Genomic DNA, 24,633 nt, shown 5'->3' on the forward strand with positions numbered 1-24,633 from the left:
TCGGGTGCCTCCCTCAGAGCATCTCGTCGACGTCGACGTCCGCGGCCATCGGCGCGCTGGAGGCGACCTGCATGAGGAACTCGCGGTTGTTCTTCGACTTCTTCAACTGCTTCATCAGCAGGTCGATCGCCGACTGCGGGTCCAGCGCGGACAGGATGCGGCGCAGCTTGTGCATGACGCGCGCCTCGTCCGGGGCCAGCAGCAGCTCGTCCTTGCGGGTGCCCGACGGGTTGACGTCGACGGCCGGGAACACGCGGCGCTCCGAGATCTTGCGGTCGAGCTTGAGCTCGGCGTTGCCGGTGCCCTTGAACTCCTCGAAGATCACGGTGTCGCCGGCGGAGCCGGTCTCGACCATCGCGGTGGCGATGATGGTCAGCGAACCGCCGTTTTCGATGTTGCGCGCCGCGCCGAGGAATCGCTTCGGCGGGTACAGCGCGTTGGAGTCGACGCCGCCGGACAGGATGCGGCCCGACGCCGGCGAGGAGTTGTTGTACGCGCGGCCCAGGCGGGTGATGGAGTCGAGCAGGACGACGACGTCCTGGCCCTGCTCCACCAGGCGCTTGGCGCGCTCGATGGCCAGCTCGGCGACCGTGGTGTGGTCCCCCGGCGGGCGGTCGAACGTCGACGCGATGACCTCGCCGCGCACGGAGCGCTGCATGTCGGTGACTTCCTCCGGGCGCTCGTCGACGAGGACGACCATCATGTAGCACTCGGGGTTGTTCGTGGCGATCGCGTTGGCGATGTTCTGCAGGATCGTCGTCTTGCCGGCCTTGGGCGGGGAGACGATGAGGGCGCGCTGGCCCTTGCCGATCGGCATGATCAGATCGATGACGCGGGTGGTCAGGATCTTCTGCTCGGTCTCCAGGCGCAGGCGCTGGTTCGGGTACAGCGGCGTCAGCTTGCCGAACTCCGGGCGGCCCTTGGCCTGGTCCGGGGTCTGGCCGTTGACGGTGTCGACCTGGACCAGCGGGTTGTACTTGCGCTTGTTGCGGCCGTTGCCGTGGGTGACCTGCCCGCCGCCGCCGTCGCGCGGCATGCGGACCTGGCCGGTGATGGCATCGCCCTTGCGCAGGCCGTACTTGCGCACGAGCTGCTGGGAGACGTGGACGTCGTTGGAGCCCGACAGGTAGCCCGAGGTGCGGACGAACGCCGAGTTGTTGTCCATCACGTCGACGATGCCGGCGACGGGCTGCAGGACGTCGCCCTCGCGCACGCCCTCGTCGTTGCCGCCGCCCTGGTTGTCGCGGCCCTTGCGGTCGCGGCGGTTGCGGCGGTTGCGGCGTCCGCCGCGACCCTCGCTGTCGTCGTTGCGGTCATTGCGATCGTTGCGGTTCCGGTTGCGGTTGCGCCCGCCGCCCTGGTTGTCGCGGTTGTTCTGGCCGCCCTGATTGTCGCGATCGCCGCGGTTGTTGTCTCCGCCCTGGTTATCGCGGTTGTCCCGGTTATCCCGGTCGCCGCGATTGTTGTCGCCGCCCTGGTTGTCGCGGTTGTCCCGGTTGTCGCGGTTGTTGTCGCGGTTGTTGTCGCGGTTATCCCGGTTGTTGTCGCGATTGTTGTCGCCGCCATTGTTGTTGCGCTGGCGGGCGCGGTCGCGGCGGGCACGGCGGGACTGCGACCGCGACGGGAAGTCGTTCTGGTCGTTCTGACCATCCGAGTTGCCGCCGTTGCGGGAGTTGCCGCCGTCGTTGCCCTCGGAATCGCGGTTTCCGTTGCGGGAATCGGCGGCGGACGAGTCGTCGTCACGCCCGGCGGAGCCGGAATCCTTGCCGGACTCCCGGCCCGAGCCCTTGCCGGAGCTCTTGCCGGAATCCTCGCCCGAGCCCTTCTTCGCCGCGGGCGCCTGGCCGGAGCCTCCCCCCTGGATGGCCGCGATCAGCTCATGCTTGCGCATCGCCGAAATGCCGCGGATGCCCTTGCCCGACGCGATGGCGCGGAGATCCGCCATGCGCAGCGCCGTCAGATTCTCCTGGCCCTGGGTGGCGCCGGTGGTGTCCGTATCGGTCACGGAAGTCCTTTCGTGTTTTTCCCTCGACATCGTCGCCCGCACCGCAATCCGGTGCGGCTCGAAACGGGGGCCGGGAACGCAAGGCCCCGATCAACCCGGCCGCATCTGGCGGCCGAACCCGTCGCGCGGGTGTCGTGGGGTGCCGGCGCCGCGGAAATCCTCGCGCCCCCATCGAATCCCCGGGGGCGATCGGTGCCGATCGCGGGACCTGGCGTCAACCCCCGCACACCCGCGCACGCGAACGGTGCGCGAAACGATGCGAAAAGTGGGGGTGGCGGAGCGGTCCGGCGGTCTACGTCGCGGCGTCCTGGGTTCCCAGAGTAATCGCCGCCGCCGCCGCGGGGCAACCGGGCCCGGGGCGGCGTGTCGGCCCGGCCTTCGGGCTACCCTGTACACATGCGCAGCACGATGCAGGAAATCCCGCTTTCGGTGGCGAGGATCCTCGAGTACGGCCGCACCATCCACGCGAACACCACGGTGACCTCGTGGCACGCGGACGGCCCCGAGACCACGACCTTCGCCGCCATCGCGTCGCGCGCATCGGCGCTGGCCAACGCGCTGCGCGACGAGCTCGGCATCGACGGCGACCAGCGCGTGGGCACCCTGATGTACAACTGCGCCGAGCACCTGGAGGTGTTCCTCGGCGTCGCGTCGATGGGCGCGGTGTTCCAGCCGCTGAACCAGCAGCTGATGGACGACCAGATCGTGCACATCATCAATCACGCCCACGACGAGATCATCATCTGCGATCCGGCGCTGGCCGAGGGCCTGGGCCGCATGCTGCCCGAGTGCCCGGGCGTCCGGGCGGTGGTGTTCATCGGGACGTCGGGCCTGGAGGAGGCCGCCGCGCACCTGCCGGACGGGGTGCCGTGGCACTCCTACGAAGCGCTTCTCGACGGCCGCCCGTCCACCTTCGATTGGCCCGAACTCGACGAGACGCTCGGGGCGGCGATGTGCTACTCCACCGGCACCGAGGGCGCGCCGAAGGGCGTCATCTATTCCCACAGGTCGCTGTACCTGCACAGCCTGAACCTGCGCACCACGGACTCGTTCGCCATCGCGCACGGCACGCCGTGGCTGTGCTGCGTGCCCATCTACCACGTGCTCAGCTGGGGCGTGCCGCTGGCGAACTTCATGTGCGGGGCGCCGATGGTCTTCCCCGGCGCGGACCTGTCGGCGCCGCGGCTGGCGGAGATCATCGCCACCTCCCTGCCGCGCGTGGCGCAGGGCGTGCCCACCCTGTGGATTTCGCTGATGGTGCACTACCTGAACAACCCGCCGGAGCGGATGAGCCTGCAGGACATCTTCGTCGGCGGTTCCCCCGCCCCGCCGGCGCTGATCCGGATGTGGGAGGAGCGCTACGGCGTCGACGTCATCCACCTGTGGGGCATGACGGAAACGTCGCCGGTGGGCACCGTCGCGCGTCCCCCGTCGGGCGCGTCCGGCGAAACCCGCCAGCGCTACCGCGTCAGCCAGGGCCGGTTCCCCGACATCATGGAGTTCCGCATCGTCGACGAGGAGGGCCGCATCCTCGATCTCCACGACCGCAACCAGGGCGAGCTGCAGGTCCGCGGCAACACCGTGACCGGCACGTACTACCACTCGCCGGAGGAGGACGACGGCGGCGACGCCCACTTCTTCCGCGGCGGCGAGGTCGACGCCGCCCGGTCGCGGTTCACGGCCGACGGCTGGCTGCGCACGGGCGACGTCGGCTCGATCACCCGCGACGGCTACCTCACCGTGCAGGACCGCGCGAAGGACGTCATCCGTTCCGGCGGCGAGTGGATCTACTCGGTGCAGCTGGAGAACCTGGTCATGGAGTCGCAGGAGGTCGTCGAGTGCGCCGTCATCGGCGTGCCCGACGAGAAGTGGGGCGAGCGGCCGCTGGCCGTCACCGTCCTGTACCCGGATGTGCCGGCGGATCGGGGCCAGGCCGAGAAGCTTCGCGACGAGCTGCGCCCCAAGCTCCCCAAGTGGATGCTCCCGGATTACTGGGCGTTCGTCGGCGCGATCGACAAGACATCGGTGGACAAGTTCGACAAGAAGGATCTGCGGGCGCATCTGGCGGCCGATGAGCTGGACGTCATCAAGTTGAAGGGCCCGGGCGAGAAGTAGCCGCGCCGAGAGGTAGCCGGGGCGCTCCCGCGCACTCCCGCCAAGGTCCCCTCCCCGTCCAGCTCGGCCGCCTCCTCCAAGCTGGCCCGCCCCGGCCGCACAAAAACCTACGTTCCGGCCAGAAACTCATGTTTGAACGTGAGTATCTGGCCGGAACGTAGGTATCTGCGCTGCGGAGCGCCGGGCAGAACGCCGCCGAGCTCCCCGAAACGCTGCGGAAAGCCGGGAAGAGCCGGGGAGCGCCCCGATTCGCTGCGGAGCGCCTAGCCTTCGACCTCGACCTGGACCGGGCCGGCGACGGAGAGCTCCATGACCTTGATGCCGGCCTCGCGGGCCTCCTCGAGGACCTTCGCGGGGACCTCACCGGTCGACAGCACCAGGCACGTCGGCCCGGCGCCGGACAGGAACGCGGCGTACCCGCGGTTGCGCAGGCGGTTGACCCACTCGGCGGTCACCGGCAGCACCTCGGCGCGGTACGTCTGGTGCAGGCGATCGCGGGTGCCCTCCCACAGCAGCTCGGGGTGGCTGGTCAGCGCGGTGACCATCACGGCGACGCGCGAGACGTTGAAGCGCGCATCGGTGTGGCTGACGTCGCTGGGCAGCACCTGGCGCACGGCGTTCGTCGACGCGTGGAACGACGGCACGAGCGCGGTGCCGCGGATGTCGGGGTGCACGTCCAGGCCGACGGCCCGGTACTGCGGGGCGGTGCGGCCGTCGACGGGCTTGTCGGTCCAGCTGACGACGGCCCCGCCCAGCACGGACGCGGCGGCGTTGTCGGGGTGGCCCTCGAAGACGGAGGCCTCTTGGATGAGCTGGTCATCCGACAGCGGGAAACCGCACAGGCCGTTGGCCGCGGCGACGCCGGCGACGGCGGCGGCCGCCGAGGAACCCAGGCCGCGCGACTGCGGGATGGTGTTGTGGCACACCACCCGCAGGCCCGGCGCCTCCATCCCGGCGGCGCGCAGGCCGGCGCGGATCGCGCGGACGACCAGGTGCGACTCATTGGTGGGCAGCTCTTCGGCGCCCTCGCCGTGCAGCTCGACCTCGATGCCGGATTCGGTGACCTCGACCTCGACGGTGTCGTGGATCGACAGCGCCAGGCCCAGGGTGTCGAAGCCGGGGCCCAGGTTCGCCGACGAACCCGGCACCGTCACCCGGACCTTCTGGCCGGGCAGCAGTTCCTGTGCCATCGCTAGATGTCCATTCCCTCGATGCGGATGACGGAGTTGACCTCGAGCACGGCGTCGAGCTTGGACAGCGCGTCGACGGTGGCCTCGAGCTCGCGCTCCTTGGCGCGGTGGGTGATGATCACCAGGCGCGCACCCGGGTTGGCGCCTTCCTGGCGGACCGTGCGCAGGGAGATGTCCTGGTCGGCGAAGGTCCGCGCGACCTCGGCGAGCACGCCCAGGCGGTCGTCGACGTGGAGGTCGATGTGGTAGCGGGTGCGCACCTCGCCGAAGTCGAGGATGGGCAGGTTGGCGTAGGTGGAGTCGCCGGGGGCGCGGCCGCCGTGGACGATGTTGCGGGCGGCGGCCACCAGGTCGCCGAGCACGGCCGAGGCGGTCGGGTTTCCGCCGGCGCCGTTGCCGTAGAGCATGAGGCTGCCGGCGGCCTCGGCGACGACGAACACGGCGTTGAACGACTCGCGGACGGTGGCCAGCGGGTGGCGGCGCGGGATCAGCGCCGGGTACACGCGGGCGGAGATGCCCTCGTTGCCGTTTTCGTCGGTGACGCGCTCGCAGGTGGCCAGCAGCTTGATGGTGCAGTCGGCGGCCTGGGCGGCGGCGATGTCCTCGGCGGTGATGTCCGAGATGCCCTCGCAGTGGACGTCGTCGGCGGTGACGCGGGTGTGGAACGCCAGGGAGGACAGGATCGCGGCCTTCGAGGCGGCGTCGTGGCCCTCGACGTCGGCGGTCGGGTCGGCCTCGGCGTAGCCCAGGCGGGTGGCCTCGGCGAGCATCTCGCCGTAGTCGGCGCCGGTGGAGTCCATGGCGTCGAGGATGAAGTTGGTGGTGCCGTTGACGATGCCCACGACCTTGTTCACGGTGTCGCCGGCCAGGGAGCGGCGCAGCGGGCCGACGATCGGGATGGCGGCGGCGACGGCGGCCTCGAAGAAGAGGTCGGCGCCGGAGGAGTCGGCGGCGTCGGACAGCTCGGCGCCGTGCGCGGCGACGAGCGCCTTGTTGGCGGTGACCACGGACTTGCCGGCGCGCAGGGCGGCGAGCACGACGCGGCGCGGGTAGTCGATGCCGCCGATGACCTCGACGACCAGGTCGATGTCGTCGCGCTCGACGAGCGAGTAGGCGTCGTCGGTGATCAGTTCGGGGTCGATGCCGGGGCGGGGCTTGGACTTGTCGCTGACGGCGACGCCCCTGACCTCGATGGGGCCGCCGACGCGGCGCTCGAAGTCCTCCGCCTTCTCGCCCAGCAGGCGCAGCACCTGCGTGCCCACGGTGCCGAGGCCGAGAATGGCAACGCCGACGGACTGCCCTTCGCCCTTGCCGGGGTTGAAGGTGGTCTCGTTGTTCGCGCTCATTGCTCTCCCGTTGTATTCGTCAGTGTTCGTCTGTGTTCGTCCCGTGTCCTAACCGGATTCGTACGCCGATCAGCCTACTGGGGGCCGTCGGCGCCGCGCCTGTCGGGTGACGGGCGCGGGGGCCGGTCCCCTACCCTTCCAGGGCCAGGAAGTCCTGGATGGTTTCGCGCCGCATCATCTGCTTTGCGACGCCGTCGCGCACCGTGACCACCGCGGGCCTGTTGAAGGCGTTGTAGCGGCTGGCCATGGCGTAGGCGTAGGCGCCGGTGGCGGCGAGGGCGACGAGGTCGCCGCGGCGGATGTCGTCCGGGTAATCGGCGTCGCGGACGAGGATGTCGCCGGATTCGCAGTGGGAGCCGACGAGGCGGGTGGGCGTGGGCTGCCCCTGCGCCATGCGGGACACCAGGCGGGCGTCGTAAAGCGAGCCGTACAGCGCCGGGCGGATGTTGTCGGACATGCCGCCGTCGACGGACAGGTAGCGGCGCTGGGCGCCCTCGTCGACGGTGACGTCCTTGACGGTGCCGACCTCGTAGACGGTGACGGTGCCGGGGCCGGCGATGGCGCGGCCGGGCTCGACGAGCACCGACGGGGCCTCGATGCCCAGCTCCGCGGCGGTCTTGGCCACGGCGGTGAGCAGGTCGTGGGCGACCTCGTCGACGTTGAGCGGCTGCTCGTCCTTGGTGTAGGCGATGCCGTAGCCGCCGCCGAGGTCGAGCTCCGGCAGCTCCACGCCGAGCTCGGCGTGGATGCGGGAGTACAGCTCCAGGACGCGGTCGGCGGCGGCGGTGAAGCCGCGGGCGTCGAAGACCTGGGAGCCGACGTGGCAGTGCAGGCCCACCAGCTCGAGGTTGCCCGCCTTCACGGCGGCCTCCGCCGCGCGGTAGGCAGAGCCGGAGGCCAGCGAGAAGCCGAACTTCTGGTCCTCGTGGCTGGTGGCGATGAACTCGTGGGTGTGGGCCTCGATGCCGGGCTTGACGCGGATCATCACGTGCTGGACGCGACCGGCCTCGCCGGCGATGGCGTCGAGGCGCTCGAGCTCCTGGTCGCTGTCGAGGACGACGTGGCCGACGCCCTCGTCGACGCAGGCGCGGAGGAAGTCGTCGCCCTTGTTGTTGCCGTGGGCGGTGATGCGCGCGGCCGGGAAGTCGGCCATCAGCGCGATGCGCAGCTCGCCGAGCGAGGCGACGTCGAGGGCCAGGCCCTCCTCGTCGATCCAGCGGGCGACGGCGCGGGTGAGGAACGCCTTCGACGCGTAGTGCACGTGCTCCGGGCCGCCGAAGGCGCGCGCCATGTCGCGGCAGCGGGAGCGGAAGTCGTCTTCGTCGACGACCATGACGGGCGTGCCGTACTCGGCGGCGATGTCCGTCAGCGCCACGCCGGCGATGGACACCACGCCATCGTCGCCGCGGACCGCGTTGCGCGGCCAGACGTGGGCGGGCAGGCCATTGAAGCCAGTGGACCCATTGGCCCCATTGGCCCCATTGAACGCTGCGGTGGCCTCTGCCGAATTCGATCCGGTCATGCGCTACATCCTCTCCGGTGCGGTGACGCCGACCAGGCCGAGGGCGTTGGCCAGGGTCAGGCGGGTGGCCTCGGCCAGGCCCAGTCGGGCGGCGTGGAGCGGCTCGGCCTCTTCGCCGGCCTTGGGCAGGATCTGGCAGGCGTCGTAGAAGCGGTGGAACACGCCGGCGAGCTGCTCGGCGTAGCGGGCGACGCGGTGCGGCTCGCGCAGCTGCGCCGCCGCGGTGACCACGGCGGGGAACTCGCCGAGGGTGCGGATCAGCTCGCCCTCGCGGTCGTGGGTCAGCAGCCCGAAGTCCGCGCCCTCCGACGTCACGCCCGCCTCGGCCGCACGGCGCGCGATCGAGCTGATGCGGGCGTGGCCGTATTGCACGTAGTAGACGGGATTGTCGTTGGACTGCGACGCCCACAGCGCCAGGTCGATGTCCAGCGAAGAATCGACCGACGAGCGGATCAGCGAGTAGCGGGCGGCGTCGATGCCGATGGCCTCCACCAGGTCATCGAGGGTGATCACGGTGCCGGCGCGCTTGGACATGCGCACCGCCACACCGTCGCGCACCAGGTTGACCATCTGGCCGATGAGCACCTCGACCGCGTCGGCGTCGTAGCCCAGCGCAGCCGCGGCGGCCTTGAGGCGGGCGATGTAGCCGTGGTGGTCGGCGCCGAGCATGTAGATGCACAGGTCGAAGCCGCGGTCGAACTTGTCCTTGGCGTAGGCGATGTCGCCGGCGATGTAGGCGGCGTTGCCGTCGGACTTGATGACCACCCGGTCCTTGTCGTCGCCGTAGTCGGTCGACTTCAGCCACCAGGCTCCGTCGTTCTCGTACAGCTTGCCGTCGTCCTTCAGCTTCGCCACCGACGCCTCGACGGCACCGGACTCGAACAGCGAGTTCTCGTGGAAGAAGACGTCGAAGTCGGTGCCGAATTCGTGCAGCGACTTCTTGATGTGCCCGAACATCAGCTCCACGCCCTCGGCGCGGAACAGCTCCTGCACCGCCGCCGGCTCGCCGTCGAGCGCGTCGGGGTGGGCGGCGACGACCTGCGCGGCGATGTCGGCGATGTAGTCGCCGCCGTAGCCGTCCTCCGGCGCCGGCTCGCCCTTGGCCGCCGCGACGAGCGAGCGGGCGAAGCGGTCGATCTGGCCGCCGTGGTCGTTGAAGTAGTACTCGCGGGTGACCTGCGCACCGCGCGCCGACAGCACGCGGCCCAGCGCGTCGCCGACGGCCGCCCAGCGGGTGCCGCCGAGGTGGATCGGGCCGGTCGGGTTGGCCGAGACGAACTCGAGGTTGACCTTGGTGCCGGCGTAATCGTCGCCATGGCCCCACTTCTCGCCCGCGGCGAGGATCTCCGAGACGATCTTGCCCTGCGCCGCCGAGCCCAGGCGGATGTTGATGAAGCCCGGGCCGGCCACCGACGCCTCGTCGATGCCGTCGGCCGCCGCGAGCTTGTCCACCAGCCAGCCGGCGACGTCGCGCGGCTTCGCGCCGGCGCGCCCGGCGGCCTGCATGGCCACGTTGGTGGCGTAGTCGCCGTGCTCGGGGTTGCGGGGCCGCTCGACGACGACCTCCTCCGGCAGCACGGCCGGGTCCAGGTCATGTTCGGCGAAGACGTCGACGGCGAGGCCGCGGATCAGGGCGGCGAGTTCGGCTGGAGTCATGGTTGCCCATCCTAGCGGGTGGCCCGGACCCCGCTTTACGACGGTCGAACGTCCCCCACATCGCTCTTTTCCGCCGGGGCGAAGGGGGTGCGCGGAGGCGTCGCAAAGCAATGGTGAACCATGCTCACCCGGCGCCGCGGGCCGGATCGGCGATCCGGGGTGCGGCGTAGACTCGGCGGCGCAACCCACCCACCACCAGCCTCACCCAGGAGCCCACATGAAGGTCGCGTTATTCGCCACCTGCGTCGGCGACGTGATGTTCCCGTCCGCCGTCCAGGCCACCGCGGCGGTGCTCACCCGCCTCGGCTGCGACGTCGTCTTCCCCGAAAAGCAGACGTGCTGCGGCCAGATGCACGTCAACACCGGATACCAGGAGGAGGCGCTGCCGCAGCTGGACACGTACGCGGAGGCGTTTTCCGACCCGTCCATCGACTACGTCGTCGCGCCGTCCGGGTCCTGCGCCGGCGCCGTGCGCCACCAGCACCCGATGCTCGCGTCGCGCTTCGGCACCGCCGCCCAGGCCGACGCCGCACGCACCTGCGCCGGCAAGACCCTGGACCTGTCGGAGTTCATCGTCGACGTCGCCGGCATCACCGACGTCGGGGCGTACTTCCCGCACCGGGTGACCTACCACTCCACGTGCCACAGCCTGCGCGTCCTCCACGTCGGCGAGCGCCCGGTGAAGCTGCTGCGCGCCGTCGAGGGCATCGACCTGGTGGACCTGCCCGGTGCCGAGGAATGCTGCGGGTTCGGCGGCACGTTCAGCGTGAAGAACGCCGAGACCTCCGCGGCGATGGTCACCGACAAGGTGGCGCACATCGAGGAGACCCGCGCGGAGTTCGTCACCGCCGGCGACGCGTCGTGCCTGCTCAACATCACCGGCAAGCTGCGCAAGAACGACTCGGCCGTCCACTCCATCCACATCGCCGAGATCCTCGCGTCGACGCGGCGGCGGCCCTATGAGGTGCCGGCGGGCCACGGGCGCGGAGGCGTCGCAAAGCAGGGCGCGAACCAGCTGGGTGGTGCGCGATGAGCCCCGTCCACCTGGGACTGCCCACTCCCCCGCGCGCGCCCGGCGGCGTCGGCCATCTGCGCGGCGACGAGGGATTCACCGATGCCGCCCGCCACGAGCTGAAGAACGCGCAGCTGCGCTCCAACCTGCACAAGGCCACCCACACCATCCGCGGCAAGCGCGCCGCCGTCGTCGGCGAGAAGGCCGACTGGGAGAAGCTGCGCCTGGCCGGCTCGGCGATCAAGCGCGACGTCATGGCGCGGCTGCCGGAGCTGCTCGAGCAGTTCGAGGCCGCCGTCACCGCCCGCGGCGGTCACGTCCACTGGGCGCGCGATGCGGCGGAGGCGAACCGGATCGTCACCGAACTGGTGCAGGCCACCGGCGAGACCGACGTGATCAAGGTCAAGTCGATGGCCACGCAGGAAATCGGGCTCAACGAGGCCCTGGAAGACGCCGGCATCCACGCCCGCGAGACCGACCTGGCGGAGCTGATCGTCCAGCTGGGCGAGGACAAGCCGTCGCACATCCTCGTGCCGGCCATCCACCGCAACCGCGACGAGATCCGCGACATCTTCCGCCGCGGCATCCCCGGCGTCGACCCGGACCTGGGCAACGAGCCGGCGGAGCTGGCGGAGGCGTCGCGGCGGTTCCTGCGCGACCAGTTCATGGGCGCGAAGGTGGCCATTTCCGGCGCGAACTTCGGCGTCGCCGAGACCGGCACCGTCACCGTCGTCGAGTCCGAGGGCAACGGCCGCATGTGCCTGACGCTGCCGGAGACGCTGATCACGGTGATGGGCATAGAGAAGCTGCTGCCGACGTTCGGGGACCTGGAGGTCTTCCTGCAGCTGCTGCCGCGGTCGTCGACCGGTGAGCGGATGAACCCGTACACCTCCATGTGGACCGGCGTCACCGACGGCGACGGGCCGCAGGAATTCCACATCGTGCTGCTGGACAACGGCCGCACCGCCACGCTGTCCGACCCGATCGGCCGCGAGGCGCTCAAGTGCATCCGCTGCTCGGCGTGCCTGAACATCTGCCCCGTCTACGAGCGCGCCGGCGGCCACGCCTACGGCTCGACGTACCCGGGGCCGATCGGCGCGATCCTGTCGCCGCAGCTGACGGGCATGGATTCGCGGCAGGACCCGAATGCGTCGCTGCCGTACGCGTCGTCGCTGTGCGGGGCGTGTTTCGAGGTCTGCCCGGTGCGCATCGACATCCCGGCGGCGCTGCTGGAGCTGCGCCACCAGAAGGTCCGCGATCACCGCCCGCCGGTCGAGGGCAAACTGTTCGGCCTGATGGGCTGGGTCATGGGCGGCTCGCGGCTGTGGGACATGACCGTGCGGTCGGCGTCGCTGATCCGCGTGCTGGGGCTTCGCGACGGCGAGATCCACCGCCTGCCCCTGTTCCTGTCCGGCTGGTCCGACGCCCGCGACACCCCGGTGCCGCCGAAGAAGCCGTTCCGGTCCTGGTGGGACTCCGATTCGGCCAAGGCGTTGCTTGACGACGAAGCCGCGCACCCCATCCCCTCCCGCATCACCGGCGGCGGGGGCGCACACGAGGCGGGCAATAGCGCCGAAAACGGAGAGATCGGCGTGAAGGGCGAAAACGGAGAGAACCGCGAGGTGGAGGACCGATGAGCGTCGCAAAGCAAGAGATCCTCGAGCGCATCCGCGAGGCGCACGCGCGGGCCGCGCAGGGTGACGTCATTTCGGAGGGCGCGGGGATCGACCCCGGCGTGCCCGGTGAGGCGTATCCCGTGCCGCGCGACTACATCCGCGGGCGCGAGACGCCCGGCGCCGAGTTGGTGGATCTGCTGGTCGATCGCCTGGTGGACTACCGCGCCGAGGTCATCCGGTGCTCCGGCGAGGCCGGCGGGCCCGGTGGGATAGGCGAGGCGGTGGCGCGGGTCCTGTCCGAGCGTGGCGTTGACCGCGTCGGCATTCCCGCGGGCCTGGACGAGGCCTGGCTGGGCGATTTCGGCGCCGACCACGGCGACATGGTCATCGACGAGCCCGGGCTGTTCGCCCCGACGGAGCTCGACGCGCTCGATGGCGTGGTGACCTCCTCCGCCGTCACCTCCGCCGAGACCGGCACCATCTTCCTCGACGGCTCGCCGACGTGCGGCCGCCGTGCGCTGACGCTGGTCCCGGACCTGCACGTGTGCATCGTGCCGGTGGATTCCATCGTCGATGGCGTGCCAGAGGCGATTGCGCGGCTGGAGCCGACGGCGCCGATCACCATGATCTCCGGGCCGTCGGCGACGTCGGACATCGAGCTCAACCGCGTCGAGGGCGTGCACGGGCCGCGGACGCTGGTGGTCATCATCGCGGGGTAAGCCGGCTGCCGGGCCGGCGCCCGCGTTGACCCCGGCCCTCGCGCTGATCCCGGCCCCGCGCCGGGCTTCACATCTGGCGAGTATGCGCTCCGGGCCTCCCACCGCACACTCGTCAGATCTGCAGCCCCGCACTCGCCCACGAGTGTGCGCTCCAGGCCGCCCACCGCACACTCGTCAGATGTGCAGCCTTGGCCGGAGCCCATGGGCGGCCAATGGCGTCGCAAACTACTACCAGCGCTCCGCAAAACCCCAGGTCGACCTCCGGCGGCGAAACGTTTTGTGGTCGTTTCACACGCCGACGCCACTTCCATGCCCCCTCCCCCGCCGAGCGCGCATCTATCGGGCAATCTCCGACGAGATCCAGGGCCCACCCTCGCCCACGAGTGTGCGCTCTGTGCCTCTCACCGCACACTCGTCGGATGTGCAGCCCGGGGCGGCCGCCCGCGGCGCGAAAAAGTCCCGCACCTGCTGGTGCGGGACTTTTTGCCGGTGCCCCCGATAGGAGTCGAACCTACGACCTTCGGTACCGGAAACCGGTGCTCTATCCACTGAGCTACGGAGGCGTGCGCCCTTGCGGGCAACGACCGATACTTTAGCACCGCCTCACGCGGAACAACGAAAGGCCCGGTCGCCGCGTCCCGCGCGCCGAAAGCTACGCGTCCGGGATCACCAGCCACGCGCCCAGGTACAGCACCAGGGCGACGGGCGCGACGGTGAGGCCGAGGATCGCAAAGATGACGCGCAGCGCCGTGCCGTTGAAGCCGGTCGCCTCCTCGATGCCGCCGCACACGCCGGCGATCCACTTGTTGGAGTGGCTGCGGCGCACGGGCTTGCCGACGAAATCGTCGATCGCCCGGGAAATCTTCGCCTGATCGAAAAGTCCGTTTTTATCAATGTTCGCCATGCCCCCGTTATACGGGAACATGACGTTCACCGCAGGCCAGGGCAGGAGGAGCCGGCGCAGGCAAACTACAGCAGATTCGAACCGTTGCCCTGCTCGGCGTGGCGCATGATCGTCGTAAAGCAGCGGGACATGTGGGCGAGGTCGTCGTCGGAAAGCTGCTCGAAAACCTCCGACCGGACGGTGCCGACGTAGTCCGGCGCCGCCTCCGCGAAGACGTGGCGACCGACGCCGGTCAGCGCGACGGTGTAATCCGAATCCGGGTCGGCGCCCGGATCCTCGACGCTGATGACGCCGCGCTTCTCCATCCGCGTGGTGTGCAGCAGCGCACGGGGGTGATTCCACTTCAGGCGGCGGCACAGCTCATCGACGTGCATCACGCCGTCCTCGGTCTCGCTCAGCGCGATGAGCACCGTGAAATCGCCGAACGTCAGGCCCGTGTTCTCCCGCAGGCTCGCCTCGATGTTGCGCTCGACGCTGCGGAAGGTGGACACGAGCATCTGCCAGAACTGCTGCTCGTCGTCGGTCAGCCACTCATAGTCGTTCATGGCATTCAGGCTAACGGGGATACCGCCCAAAGTCGTACTTTGCCCCGCAATCCCCGCGGCGAGGCTCCCCCTGCCGGGCCCTGCCGGCCCAGCCCCGCCGACCCGGCTCCCCTACTGCCCCAGCGTCTTGTCGCGGAAGCCCTCGGCGGCGGCGGAGATGTTGCGCATCGCGGCCAGCGCGGCGGCGCGGTCGAGGCCGGGCAGGGCGTCGAGCTCGTCGAAGACGATGTTGCGGATCATCCGGACGTGGTCCGGGGCGGCGCGCTCGATGACGTCGCGGCCGGTCGGGGTCAGCTCGACGTCGATGCCGCGGCTATCGGCGGCGCAGCGCAGCTTGGTCACCAGGCCGCGCTTTTCCATGCGCGTGATCTGGTGCGACATGCGGCTGCGATCCCACTTCAGGCCCTCGCACAGCTCGCGCATGCGCACGGTGCCGCCCTCGGCTTCGGAGAGCTGCACCAGCACGGAAAAGTCGGCGCTGGAGATCTCCTCGGTGGTGAGCAGGCGCGTGTCCATTGCGCGCTCGACGGCCTTGGCGGCGTCCATCATTGCGCGCCACAATGTCTGCTCATCGTCGTTGAGCCACGGAACTTCCTGCTGCATGTCGCTCACCGTACCGCAATGACCACCAGTTTCACCAAAATCCAGAAAGTTGTTGACACGTCACCGACAACCCGTTACACTCGGTTTTGTTGATACGGCAACAGGCCGTCGGAAAGCACTCTCTTTCCGGCCGCCCCTCGCGGGCGGCACCACCATAAACCTCTGAAAGGACCCATCATGGCTCTCTCCTCCAACTTCGCCGGCACCTGGAACATCGACCCCTCGCACTCGCAGATCGGCTTCATGGTCCGCCACGCGATGGTCACCAAGACCCGCGGCCAGTTCACCGATTACACCGGCTCCTTCACCATCGATCCGGAGAACAAGGACAACGCCGCGAACGTCGTCATCCAGGCCGCGTCCATCGACACCGGCAACGAGGACCGCGACAACCACGTCCGCACCGGCGATTTCTTCGAGGTGGAAAAGTTCCCCGAGATCACCTTCGTCGCCACCGGCGCCAAGGTCACCGCGGACAACGAGGGCGTGCTCACCGGCGATCTGACCATCAAGGGCGTGACCAAGTCCATCGATCTCGACGTCGAGTTCGAGGGCACCAACGTCGACGCCTACGACCTCGAGCGCATCGGCCTCACCGCCTCCGGTTCCATCAACCGCAAGGACTTCGGCGTCGACTGGCAGGCCCCGCTGAACTCCGGCGTCATGGTCTCCGACAAGGTCGTCCTGGAGATCGAGATCTCCGCGATCAAGGCCTAATTGCTCCGACCCGACCTGGTTTGACCTGGTCCGGCCGGGCTGATTGGTCCCGCTTCGGCGGGACATCGGCCGATTGCTTTACGACGGGCGGCGCCCCCACATCCACCGTGGGGGCGCCGCCTTCGTCGTGTCCATGGTCTGGCGTGGACATGGTCTGGCGTGGTCCAGCCTGCGGGGCAGCCCAGCCGGGGCGGTCCACCCGGCGGGATCAGCCGGGGTGGTGCAGCTCGGGCTGGAGCAGATCGGCCATGTCCAGGCGATGGCTGTCCGCGATGCGCGAGAACCGCTCCGGGTAACACGTGAGCACGAGGATCTGGCTATCCTCCCCCGCGCGGGCGAAGGCGTTGTTCATCTTGCGCAGCCGATCCGGGTCCGAGTACCCCAGAGCGTCGTCGATGATGACGGGCGCGCCGCCTTCACCGTCCATGACGCCGGCGACGGCCAGCCGCAGCAGCACGTCGATCTGTTCCTGCGCGCCGCCGGAGAGCGCATCGAACTCGAACGTGCCCGCGGCACTCGACCGCGACTTGACCGCCATGCCCTCGTCGAGCTCGAAGGTCGTGCTGTGGCCGAAGACCGCGCCGCCGTACTGGGAGAGTTTCTGCAGCAGCGGCTCGCCGATGGTCCGGCGCGTCTCCCGGCGGGACTCCTCGAGGGTCTCGTAGAGCAGCTGGGCCGCCGCCGCCCGCCGGTTGATGGAGTCGAGTTCCCGGCGCAGCCGAGTCCTCTCGGACTCTGCCTCCGCCAATTCCTCGTTGACGCCGGAGACCGATTTCAGCTCGCCGGTCAAGGCACCGCGGCGGATGCGCAGGCGGATCTGCTCGTCCTTGAGCCCGGCCAAGTGGGATTCGGCGCCGGCCAGCGATTCGTCGGCATCTTCGGCGCCACGCTCGACAAGTGCGACCCGCGCCCGCTCGGCCGCGGCCCCGGCCAGTTCGAATTTCTCGGCCGCCGACGCCACTCGCGTCGCCAGCGCGTCATCGCTCTCGCGGCCCCGCGCATCGGCGAGCGCGTCGACGGCGCGGCGGACGTCTTCGGTCCGCGCGTGCTCGTCGGCCTGCTTGGCGTGGAGTTCGTGGCGGGCGGGGCGGGAGCTCATCGACTGCGCGGCCTGCATCGCGGCCTCGTACTCGCCCGCCGTGGTGCGCTCGCGCTCCTTCGCCTCGTCGAGGATGCGCTGCGCGTCGCCTTCGTCGGCGGGCATGGCGACATCGCCGAATGTGCCGACGGCCGAGGCACCTGCGGCGGCCGCGTCGGTCTCGTCGTCGGTGTCGGCGGCGTCTCCATTGCCGTCGCCGTTGCCCGACCACCCCGCGATCATGTCGGCGCGAATGGCGGGATAGGCCTCCACATCGGCGTCGAAGCCATCGCGGGCATCCCGGATTTCACCCAGATCTCGGTTGCTCAACTCGGCGTCCAGGCGGGTGCGGGCGATCTCCAGCTCCGACTCGACGGTCGCCCGCGCCTTCGCCTTCTCCTCGGCGCGCTGCACCGAGCTCACCCCGAGCTCGGAGAGGATGTCGTCGAGCTTCTCCTTCGCCAGCGCCGCGCGTCCCGCATATTCGCCGGCCCCATCGCCGGGGGTCACGGTGACGGTGACCTCTCCGACGCGCACGCTCGTCGGCGCGGTCACCGGGCGCGTCACGGGCGCCGCCCCGACCTCGACCTCGGCACCGTCGATGGCCACCGTCGACTCGGAGACCGCGGAGACCGTCAATTCCGACGACGACGCCTCCAGCACCGTCGTCGCGGTGCGCCATTCATGTTCGGCGTCGTACGCCCGCTTCGCGTCATCGGCGGTGATGCGGTGCTCGGCGAGCTTTCGGCGCTTGTCGCGCACGACCTCGTCGAGCTCGCGCACCCGCTCCAGGACCTCGTCGAGTTCCGCGAGCGTGCGGACGTTCGCGCAATGCGTCAGATCGTCCCCCGCCAACTGCAGCAATCGGCGGGCGCGATCCCGGCGCCCCCGCGTCTCCACGACCTTCGCCTCGATTTCGTCGACCTCGCGCGACTCCGCCTCATATGCCTCGCGCAGGGGCTTGAGCTCGGCGATGACCCGTTCCAGGGACGCCTGCGCCTGCTTCTCCTGGGCGATGAGCTCATCGCGGGCTTCCCTGCTCTGCCGGGCATTGCCCAGCTCGACGGTCGCCAGCGTCACGGCGTCGTCGGCCTTCGACTTCGCGTGGCGGAACTCCGACAGCTCCGACACCGTGCGGCGCCACCGCGCCACGTCCTCCTCGGCCTCCGGCAGCGACGCCTCCAGGGCGGTGCGGCGGGCATCGTTCTTCTCCGCCTCGTCGACCAGCCCCCGCACCTGCGCGACCCGCGCCGACGCCGCCGACCACCGCGCTTCCGCCGCCTCCACGGCTTCGCGCGCCTCCTTCAGCGACGCCTTCTCCCGGCCCTGCGCCGTGAAGTACAACGCGCGCTCGGCCAACGCCGCCTCGACGATGGACCGCTGTTCCTCCGTCTCCGCCGTCCCGCCCGATGCCTCCTGAAGTGCATCGTTGACCTGCGCGAAAGCACCCATCCGCAGCGCCTTCTGTTCCGTGCCCTGGCGAGCTACGAATGCATTCCACAGCTCGCGGGTCCCCTCGCCCCTGGTCAGCTCGTCGAGCCACTGCTGTGCGGCATCGCCGGTCAGCGTCTTCGGCGCAGGCTCCGTCACCGACACCTCCGTCACCGTCGCGGCGCGCGCCCCTGCGAAGACCTTCCGCAGCGTGAAGCGGGTCCCGCCGAGCGTCATGTCCAGCGTGATGTCCGGGAATGCGTCGCGATTGTTGGGCCGCAGCGCCTTCGTTTCCTTGCGCTCGGCTTTCGCCGGCCACGACAGCGCGACGTGGATGGCCTCCGCGATGGTCGACTTGCCCATCTCGTTGTCGCCGGCGATGACCACCACGCCACGATCCGGCAGGTCATCGACCACCAGGCGATCGATGCCGCGGACGTTCTTCAACTCGATCGAGTGCAGCTTCATGGCGTGTCCCCTACTTCCCGGTCCCGGCCAGGCGCGCGAGCAGCGCCAGCGCGTCGGCGGCGGTGCGCCGGTCATCCTCGGCCAGCGACGCATCCGCCGTCCGTTCCTTCAACCGCTCTGCGGCGTCCAACGGGAACCCGTTGACGCCCAGCGAACTGATGTCGCCGTCCTCCGGCACGACGGTGATCTCCGAGCCGCTGCCCCGCCGGTACAGCGCGGCGAACGACGGCGCGATCTCGCGCAGCCCGCGCTTGAGCTCGGCGTCGGCGATGAGGTTCAGCGTCCCGCGCAGCGAGTACTTCACGCAGGTCCGGGACTTGTCGCTGAGCATCCGCAGCTCGTCCAACCACGCCCGCGCATCCTCGACGCCGGCGAAGTCGCGCTCCATCGCCCGGAAATCCCACTGCCCGACGCCGACGACCTCCACCAACGGCCGGCGATCCGGCCACGCATCGACGACGAGCACGTAGCCGGAATTGCGCTCCTTGTCGTCGTAGTCCGTCGTCTCCGGCGAGCCCGAGAACCACATCCGCCCGTCATCGTCGAGCTTCTGCGTCGAATGCGAGTCCCCGACGGCCACGTAGTGCACGGCCCGCTTGTCGACGGCCCCTTCCACCGCCTCCAGCGACAACGTCTCCCCCACCTCGGCGCCGAAGCCCGCGACCTGGCCATGCGCCACGGCAATGCGCACGCCGGCGGTCGCCTCCAACGGCTCGAGCGCCTCGGCGAGCACATCGGAGTCCGGCGACCTGCTGGTCAGCGGCGCACCAACGATCTCCACGCCCGGCCGCACCTCCACCGGCTCCGAGTCGCGCAGGACGTGGACGCCCTTCATGTCCACCTCGTCGAACACCTTCCGGTGGTAGATCGACGTCGCATCCAGCGCGTCATGATTGCCCGGCAGCAGATACACCGGCACGGGCAATTCGCGGATCACGTCGAGCGAGCGCTGGAAATCCCGCTCGGGCAACGTGTTCGACTCGAAGACGTCGCCGGCCACGACGATGAACTCCGCCCCGCGCTCCCGCGCCAGCCGGCCGATCCTGCGCACCGCCTCCAACCGGTCGGCCGAATACCTGGCCTGCGCCTCACCGTCGCCCTCCTTGAGGAACCACCGCGTCATGCCCAGCTGCCAGTCCGACGTGTGCAGGAACCGCACCGCATCTTCCGGGGCCGCGCCCCGACCGTCCCCCGCTTGCGAATCCCGCCGCTCATCCATGCCCCGATTCCTATCAGAGCCCCCGGATCACCGCCGGTCGAAACACCCCCGCATCGCACCCCTGTTCGAAGTTCGGCGCCCACCCCTCACTCACGCCCCTCACTCATCGTCGAACGACGTCGCCACCACCCCGTCGTCATCTTCGCCGCGCGGACGCCCGGGCCCGTCGCCGAAATCAACGTCATCGAACGACGGCGGCGACACCAGGTGGTCCCAGCAGTCCTCCAGATCCGACACCGCCCGCAGCGTCTCCACGGACAACACGGTGGCCGACCGCAGCGCGGCGTGCAACAGCGTCGGGTCGGTGTCGCGCAGCACGACCATCGGCTCCGGCGTCGGCACCTCGATCGACGGCAGATCCTTGCCCCAAAAGTCCCGTTCCACGAGTTCGAGCACGGGATCCTCGGTCCGCGGCCCCGTCGTCCGCCGCACAGGTGTGCGCGCCTTCCCCTCCGCGTCGCGCCCCGCCGATTTCTCCGCGGCCTCCGCCATCAGCCCCGCCAGCCGGTGCCGGGCTTCATGCACGCCGACACCCCGCAGCTCCAGCGCATTCATCGGCTCGGCGTCGATGGCCCCGGCCGCCGCCGTCAGCACCGCCACCACGTGCTTGCACACCGGCATCGGGTCCGGGCACGAGCACCGCGGCGTCGGCGCCTCGGTGGTCGACAACAGCAGGTCATCGAGCTGGGCGTCGGGCAACACACCCTTCTCCAACTCCCCGACCGCCCCGTCCGTCTCCGCCAGCCAGCGCAGCACGCCGTCGGCGGCCCGCGCGTCGCGGTACGGCAGCTTGATCACCACGGTGAACGGCTCGAGCTGGCTGCCCTTGACCTCGCCGACGATCTGCCCGTCGACCATGCGGAACCCCAGCACGTGGCCGTCGGCGTAGTACAGGTGTCCGCGTTCCAGCCGCCCGTCGTCGGCCCAGTTGACCGCGGAATCGTAGAGCCTCCGGGCCACGACGGTGCGCGGGGAGAAGGACTTCGACCCCGCTTTACGACGGCCCGCCGCATCCTTCCGCCCACTGCCCCTCGCCCGTCCGCCGCGGGATCCCGCGGCCGACCCCTTGCCGGCACCGCGCGCGCCGAAGTCGGCGAAAATGACGTTGTCGCCCCAGGTCACATCACCCTTCGCCATCGCGCTGCTCCTTCTTCTCGGTCGCCGGGGTCTTCTTCGGCGCCTTGTTCTCCGGCGCTTTTTCGTCCGCCTTCGCCCCGAACTCGATCACGTCCGCCATCGACTGCCGGTGTTTCTCGCGGGTCTCCTGCGCCCATTCGTCCTCGACCGTGTGCCCCGCTTCGGCGGCGTGGGCTGCGCGGTGGGAACGGGCGTCGTCAAGCTTCCACAGATGGTGGAGCTCGTCGAGGTCCATCTCCGTCAGCCACGACTCGCCGGTGGGCATCACCGCCCGCGCCAGATCGACCTTGCCCGCGATGACCTGGTCGATGCGTTCCTCGATGGTCCCCTTGGCCACCAGCTTGTGCACCTGGACATCGCGGCGCTGGCCGATGCGGTACGCGCGGTCGGTGGCCTGATCTTCCACCGCCGGATTCCACCACCGGTCGACGTGGACCACGTGATTGGCCGCCGTGAGATTCAGGCCCGTGCCGCCGGCCTTGAGGCTGAGCACCATCACCGGCGCGCCATCCTCCGCATTGAACTCGTCGACCATCCGCTGCCTGGCCGCCCGCGACACGCCGCCGTGCAGGAACGGGATCTCGCGGCCCAGCCGCTCCGACAGCCACGGCTGCAGCATGTGCCCGAACGTCGTGTACTGCGTGAACACGAGCACGCGCTCATCGGCGAGCACCGCGTCGTCGACGATGCGCTGCAGCTCGGCCACCTTGCCCGACCGGTGCCGGCCGCGATTGAGCAGCGGCGACCCGTCCGACTGGAAATGCGCGGGATGGTTGCAGATCTGCTTGAGCTTGGTGATGCCCTGCAGCACCAGCGCCCGCCTCTTCATCCCCTTCGCGGCGTCGACCTCCTGCTCCAGCTCCTTGACCCACCCGCGGTACAGCAGCGCCTGCTCGGCGGTCAGCGGCACCAGCTCGATGGCTTCGTCCTTCTCCGGCAGGTCGTCGAGGATCCCGGGGTCGGTCTTCATGCGCCGAAGGATGAACGGCGCCGTGATCCCCCGCAGCTCATTGGCCATTTCCTCGTTGCCGTCGCGCTCGATCGGCGCGGCGAACCGCGACCGGAACGAGCGCGCCGAACCGAGGATGTTGCGGTTGCAGAAGTCCATGATCGACCGCAGCTCGCCGAGATTGTTCTCCACGGGCGTGCCGGTCAGCGCGATCCGCTGCCGCGCGGGCAGCAGCCGGACGGCCCTGGCCACGGCGGTATTCGGGTTCTTCACCGCCTGCGCCTCGTCGAGGATCACGTGGTCCCACTGCACCGCCGCCCACTCGCCGGGATCGCGCGCGACGATGCCGTAGGTGGTCACCACCAGATCCGCGCGCTCGGCCCTTCGCTTGAGCTCCTCGCCCCGCGGCCGATTTCCGCCATGGAGCACCTCCACCTTCAGGCCCGGCGCGAACCGCGCAGCCTCCTTGGCCCAGTTGCCCACCACGGACATGGGCGCGACCAGCAGGGTCGGGTACCGCTTTACGACGCCATCCAGCGCCCTCACCGAGTCGCCGCCCGCATCGAGCGCCGCATCGAGTGTTTCGCGGGCGCGGCGATCCTCCTCCGATTCGGCGGCGAGCCGGGCCTCCTTCTCGTGGAGCAGCAGCGCGAGGATCTGCACCGTCTTGCCCAGCCCCATGTCGTCGGCGAGGATCACGCCGAACCCCGCGCCGGACATCCACGCCAGCCAATCCAGGCCCCGTCGCTGGTACTCGCGCAGCTCGCCGACGAAGCCGTCCGGGGTGTCCACGCGTGGCCGCTGGAGATCGACGACGTCCGGGTCATACAGCGACCGCGCCCAGCCGCGGGCATCGACGTCGACGGGCACCGGCGCCTGCGACACCGCCCCCTCGGAGAAATGGATCTCGCGCAGCGACGCCGACCCCTTGCCGGTGGCCTCGCCGGCCTTCGTCTGCTCCTCGAGGAACCTCAGCGCCTTGCGCGTCGCCTCCGGATCCGCCGCAACCCACGAGTCGCGCAGCCGCACCAGGCCGGAACCGGATTCGGAGAGGCGGCGGACGTCATCGTCGGAAAGCACCTCGTCGCCGAGGGTCAGCCTCCACTTGTAATCCACGATCTGGTCGAACCCGACGCGCGACTCCGTGGCACCGCGCACCGACCCCGTCGGCTCCTTCTCCTGCGGATCGACCTCCAGCCGCAGCGACGGCTGGGCGGCGACCCACGACCGCGGCAGCATCACCGCGATGCCCGCGTCGCGCAGCGCATCGACGCCGGTGGACACCAGTTCCACGACCTGGTCGGGGCGCAGCAGCAGGTCCAGGCCATCGCCATCGGACACCGCACTGTGGAACGGCGGGAACGCCCGCTGCGCCACCTCCAACTGCGGCCGCAACTGCGTGAGCACCGACCCGCGGCACATCGCCGGATCCAACCGCTCCGGGGCGTCGACGCCGATGCGGTAGTGCATGCGCAGCGGCCACCACAGGCCGTCGTCCTCGTCGGCGCCGGCGGCCCCACCCGCGCTACCGGCACCGCCCCGCTTGTTGACGATGTCGATCACCCGCCCGTGATCGGGATCGTCGAAATCCTCCGGCTCCTCCAGCACGAGCAGCAGCCGCACGTCCTCGCCGGAGGCCGACGAGCGCCACAGCGCCAGATCCGTGGCCACGTCCGGCGTCGCCCGCCGCAACGGCTCCGAATCCAGCAGCGAGCGCACGAACGCCTGGCGCCCCTTCGGCGGATCCGGCATGTCCGCCAACAGCGCATTAACCGTCCAATGGAACAGCCGCCCCATCAGATCGTCGATCATCTCGCCGCCGCCGTTGACGGCCAGCACCGGCGGCGTGCGCTGCGCCACCTGCGCCCGCCACGCCGTCTCCTTCAGGCCATCGGGCAACCGCCACTGCGGCCACCACTGCCCGTCCTCCCACGTCACGGCCACCAGCGCACGCCCGGCGCACGCCCACCGCTCCAGCGCCTCCTGCACGCGGATCAGAAAACGCAGATCCGCCGCGAAGGCCACGTCGCCGGCGTCGCCGCGCAGCGACTCCAGCACCGTCACCGCGCGCTCCGGCACGAACGTCCACGTCGGCAGCACATGCCGCACCCGCTTCCCCTTCGGCGTGCGCAGTTCCACCTCGGGGCGGCCCCTGGGCACCGACGACAGCACCCCGACGGCGGCGGAGGGCAATGCCATCCGTGCGCCGTCGTCAAGCCCCCCGAGCACCCGATGCCCCTCCACCCGCTCCAACCACAAATTCAGCCCCGTGCCGGGCAGCCACAGGCCGTGGAGCAGATGCGTGGTCGAAGACATGCCCCGATCATGCCACCCGCCCCGGATCGCACCGGGCCCCGGCACGCGCGGCGTTCGAACGCCCGGCGCGATCCGGCGCGATCCG

The 24,633-nt window shown here is 70.1% G+C and carries 17 protein-coding genes and 1 tRNA gene; 5 read left to right on the forward strand and 13 right to left on the reverse strand.

Annotated elements, in window-relative coordinates:
* Nucleotides 1-13 precede the first annotated feature (13 nt).
* Nucleotides 14-2,005, reverse strand: coding sequence for a transcription termination factor Rho (gene rho / locus ACFWGD_RS01980; protein ID WP_377776826.1), 1,992 nt, complete (start codon nt 2,003-2,005; stop codon nt 14-16).
* Nucleotides 2,006-2,401: 396 nt separating this feature from the next.
* Between rho and ACFWGD_RS01985 the strand changes: the two genes are divergently transcribed.
* Nucleotides 2,402-4,120 carry a long-chain fatty-acid--CoA ligase gene (locus ACFWGD_RS01985; protein WP_377776827.1) on the forward strand — a complete coding sequence of 573 codons (1,719 nt, stop codon included), beginning with the start codon at nt 2,402-2,404 and terminating at the stop codon, nt 4,118-4,120.
* Nucleotides 4,121-4,383: 263 nt separating this feature from the next.
* On the opposite strand, the gene thrB is transcribed toward ACFWGD_RS01985, so the two are convergent.
* The 4 genes from thrB to argS all read right to left on the reverse strand — a co-directional run bounded on the left by thrB (nt 4,384) and on the right by argS (nt 9,834).
* A complete protein-coding gene (gene thrB, locus ACFWGD_RS01990; protein ID WP_377776828.1) occupies nt 4,384-5,310 on the reverse strand; it encodes a homoserine kinase in 927 nt (308 codons plus the stop codon).
* A gap of 2 nt (nt 5,311-5,312) precedes the next feature.
* Nucleotides 5,313-6,656 carry a homoserine dehydrogenase gene (locus ACFWGD_RS01995; protein WP_377776829.1) on the reverse strand — a complete coding sequence of 448 codons (1,344 nt, stop codon included), beginning with the start codon at nt 6,654-6,656 and terminating at the stop codon, nt 5,313-5,315.
* 130 nt (nt 6,657-6,786) lie between these two features.
* A complete protein-coding gene (gene lysA, locus ACFWGD_RS02000) occupies nt 6,787-8,178 on the reverse strand; it encodes a diaminopimelate decarboxylase (protein WP_377776830.1) in 1,392 nt (463 codons plus the stop codon).
* A 3-nt stretch (nt 8,179-8,181) separates the two neighbouring features.
* The gene (gene argS / locus ACFWGD_RS02005; protein WP_377776831.1) at nt 8,182-9,834 is read right to left on the reverse strand and encodes an arginine--tRNA ligase; all 1,653 of its coding nucleotides are present in this window, start codon (nt 9,832-9,834) and stop codon (nt 8,182-8,184) included.
* A gap of 217 nt (nt 9,835-10,051) precedes the next feature.
* On the opposite strand from argS, the gene ACFWGD_RS02010 reads away from it, so the two are divergent.
* From ACFWGD_RS02010 to ACFWGD_RS02020, 3 genes are read left to right on the forward strand one after another with little or no spacing between them, the layout of a single operon-like run.
* Nucleotides 10,052-10,867: a (Fe-S)-binding protein gene (locus ACFWGD_RS02010; protein ID WP_377776832.1), complete on the forward strand. Its 816-nt coding sequence runs from the start codon at nt 10,052-10,054 to the stop codon at nt 10,865-10,867.
* Entirely contained in the window at nt 10,864-12,483 is a 1,620-nt protein-coding gene (locus ACFWGD_RS02015) for a lactate utilization protein B (RefSeq protein ID WP_377776833.1), read from the forward strand. The genes ACFWGD_RS02010 and ACFWGD_RS02015 overlap by 4 nt, the downstream gene beginning before the upstream one ends.
* A complete protein-coding gene (locus tag ACFWGD_RS02020; RefSeq protein ID WP_377776834.1) occupies nt 12,480-13,181 on the forward strand; it encodes a lactate utilization protein C in 702 nt (233 codons plus the stop codon). Before ACFWGD_RS02015 ends, ACFWGD_RS02020 begins: the two co-directional genes overlap by 4 nt.
* A 490-nt stretch (nt 13,182-13,671) precedes the next feature.
* Here the strand turns inward: ACFWGD_RS02020 and ACFWGD_RS02025 are convergent.
* From ACFWGD_RS02025 to ACFWGD_RS02040, 4 genes are all read right to left on the reverse strand, one after another.
* A tRNA-Arg gene (locus ACFWGD_RS02025) sits at nt 13,672-13,744 on the reverse strand.
* A gap of 89 nt (nt 13,745-13,833) precedes the next feature.
* On the reverse strand, nt 13,834-14,085 hold the full coding sequence (locus tag ACFWGD_RS02030) for a PspC domain-containing protein (protein ID WP_377776835.1): 252 nt from the start codon (nt 14,083-14,085) through the stop codon (nt 13,834-13,836).
* A gap of 65 nt (nt 14,086-14,150) precedes the next feature.
* The gene (locus ACFWGD_RS02035) at nt 14,151-14,630 is read right to left on the reverse strand and encodes a MarR family winged helix-turn-helix transcriptional regulator (protein WP_377776836.1); all 480 of its coding nucleotides are present in this window, start codon (nt 14,628-14,630) and stop codon (nt 14,151-14,153) included.
* A 111-nt stretch (nt 14,631-14,741) separates the two neighbouring features.
* Nucleotides 14,742-15,233 carry a MarR family winged helix-turn-helix transcriptional regulator gene (locus tag ACFWGD_RS02040; RefSeq protein ID WP_377776837.1) on the reverse strand — a complete coding sequence of 164 codons (492 nt, stop codon included), beginning with the start codon at nt 15,231-15,233 and terminating at the stop codon, nt 14,742-14,744.
* 177 nt (nt 15,234-15,410) lie between these two features.
* Here ACFWGD_RS02040 and ACFWGD_RS02045 point away from each other — a divergent pair, with 177 nt between their 5' ends.
* Nucleotides 15,411-15,950 carry a YceI family protein gene (locus tag ACFWGD_RS02045; protein WP_377776838.1) on the forward strand — a complete coding sequence of 180 codons (540 nt, stop codon included), beginning with the start codon at nt 15,411-15,413 and terminating at the stop codon, nt 15,948-15,950.
* A 208-nt stretch (nt 15,951-16,158) separates the two neighbouring features.
* On the opposite strand, the gene ACFWGD_RS02050 is transcribed toward ACFWGD_RS02045, so the two are convergent.
* From ACFWGD_RS02050 to ACFWGD_RS02065, 4 genes are all read right to left on the reverse strand, one after another.
* Nucleotides 16,159-18,927 (reverse strand): AAA family ATPase, encoded by a 2,769-nt coding sequence (locus ACFWGD_RS02050; protein ID WP_377776839.1) that lies wholly within the window; start codon nt 18,925-18,927, stop codon nt 16,159-16,161.
* Between the two features lie 10 nt (nt 18,928-18,937).
* Nucleotides 18,938-20,146, reverse strand: coding sequence for an exonuclease SbcCD subunit D (locus ACFWGD_RS02055; RefSeq protein ID WP_377776840.1), 1,209 nt, complete (start codon nt 20,144-20,146; stop codon nt 18,938-18,940).
* A 99-nt stretch (nt 20,147-20,245) separates the two neighbouring features.
* Complete coding sequence (locus ACFWGD_RS02060; protein ID WP_377776841.1) at nt 20,246-21,283, reverse strand: hypothetical protein; 1,038 nt, start codon at nt 21,281-21,283, stop codon at nt 20,246-20,248.
* On the reverse strand, nt 21,270-24,548 hold the full coding sequence (locus ACFWGD_RS02065) for a DEAD/DEAH box helicase (protein ID WP_377776842.1): 3,279 nt from the start codon (nt 24,546-24,548) through the stop codon (nt 21,270-21,272). The genes ACFWGD_RS02060 and ACFWGD_RS02065 overlap by 14 nt, the downstream gene beginning before the upstream one ends.
* Between the last annotated feature and the right edge of the window lie 85 nt (nt 24,549-24,633).

It is taken from the genome of Corynebacterium sp. NPDC060344, assembly GCF_042725215.1.
Classification (GTDB): domain Bacteria; phylum Actinomycetota; class Actinomycetes; order Mycobacteriales; family Mycobacteriaceae; genus Corynebacterium.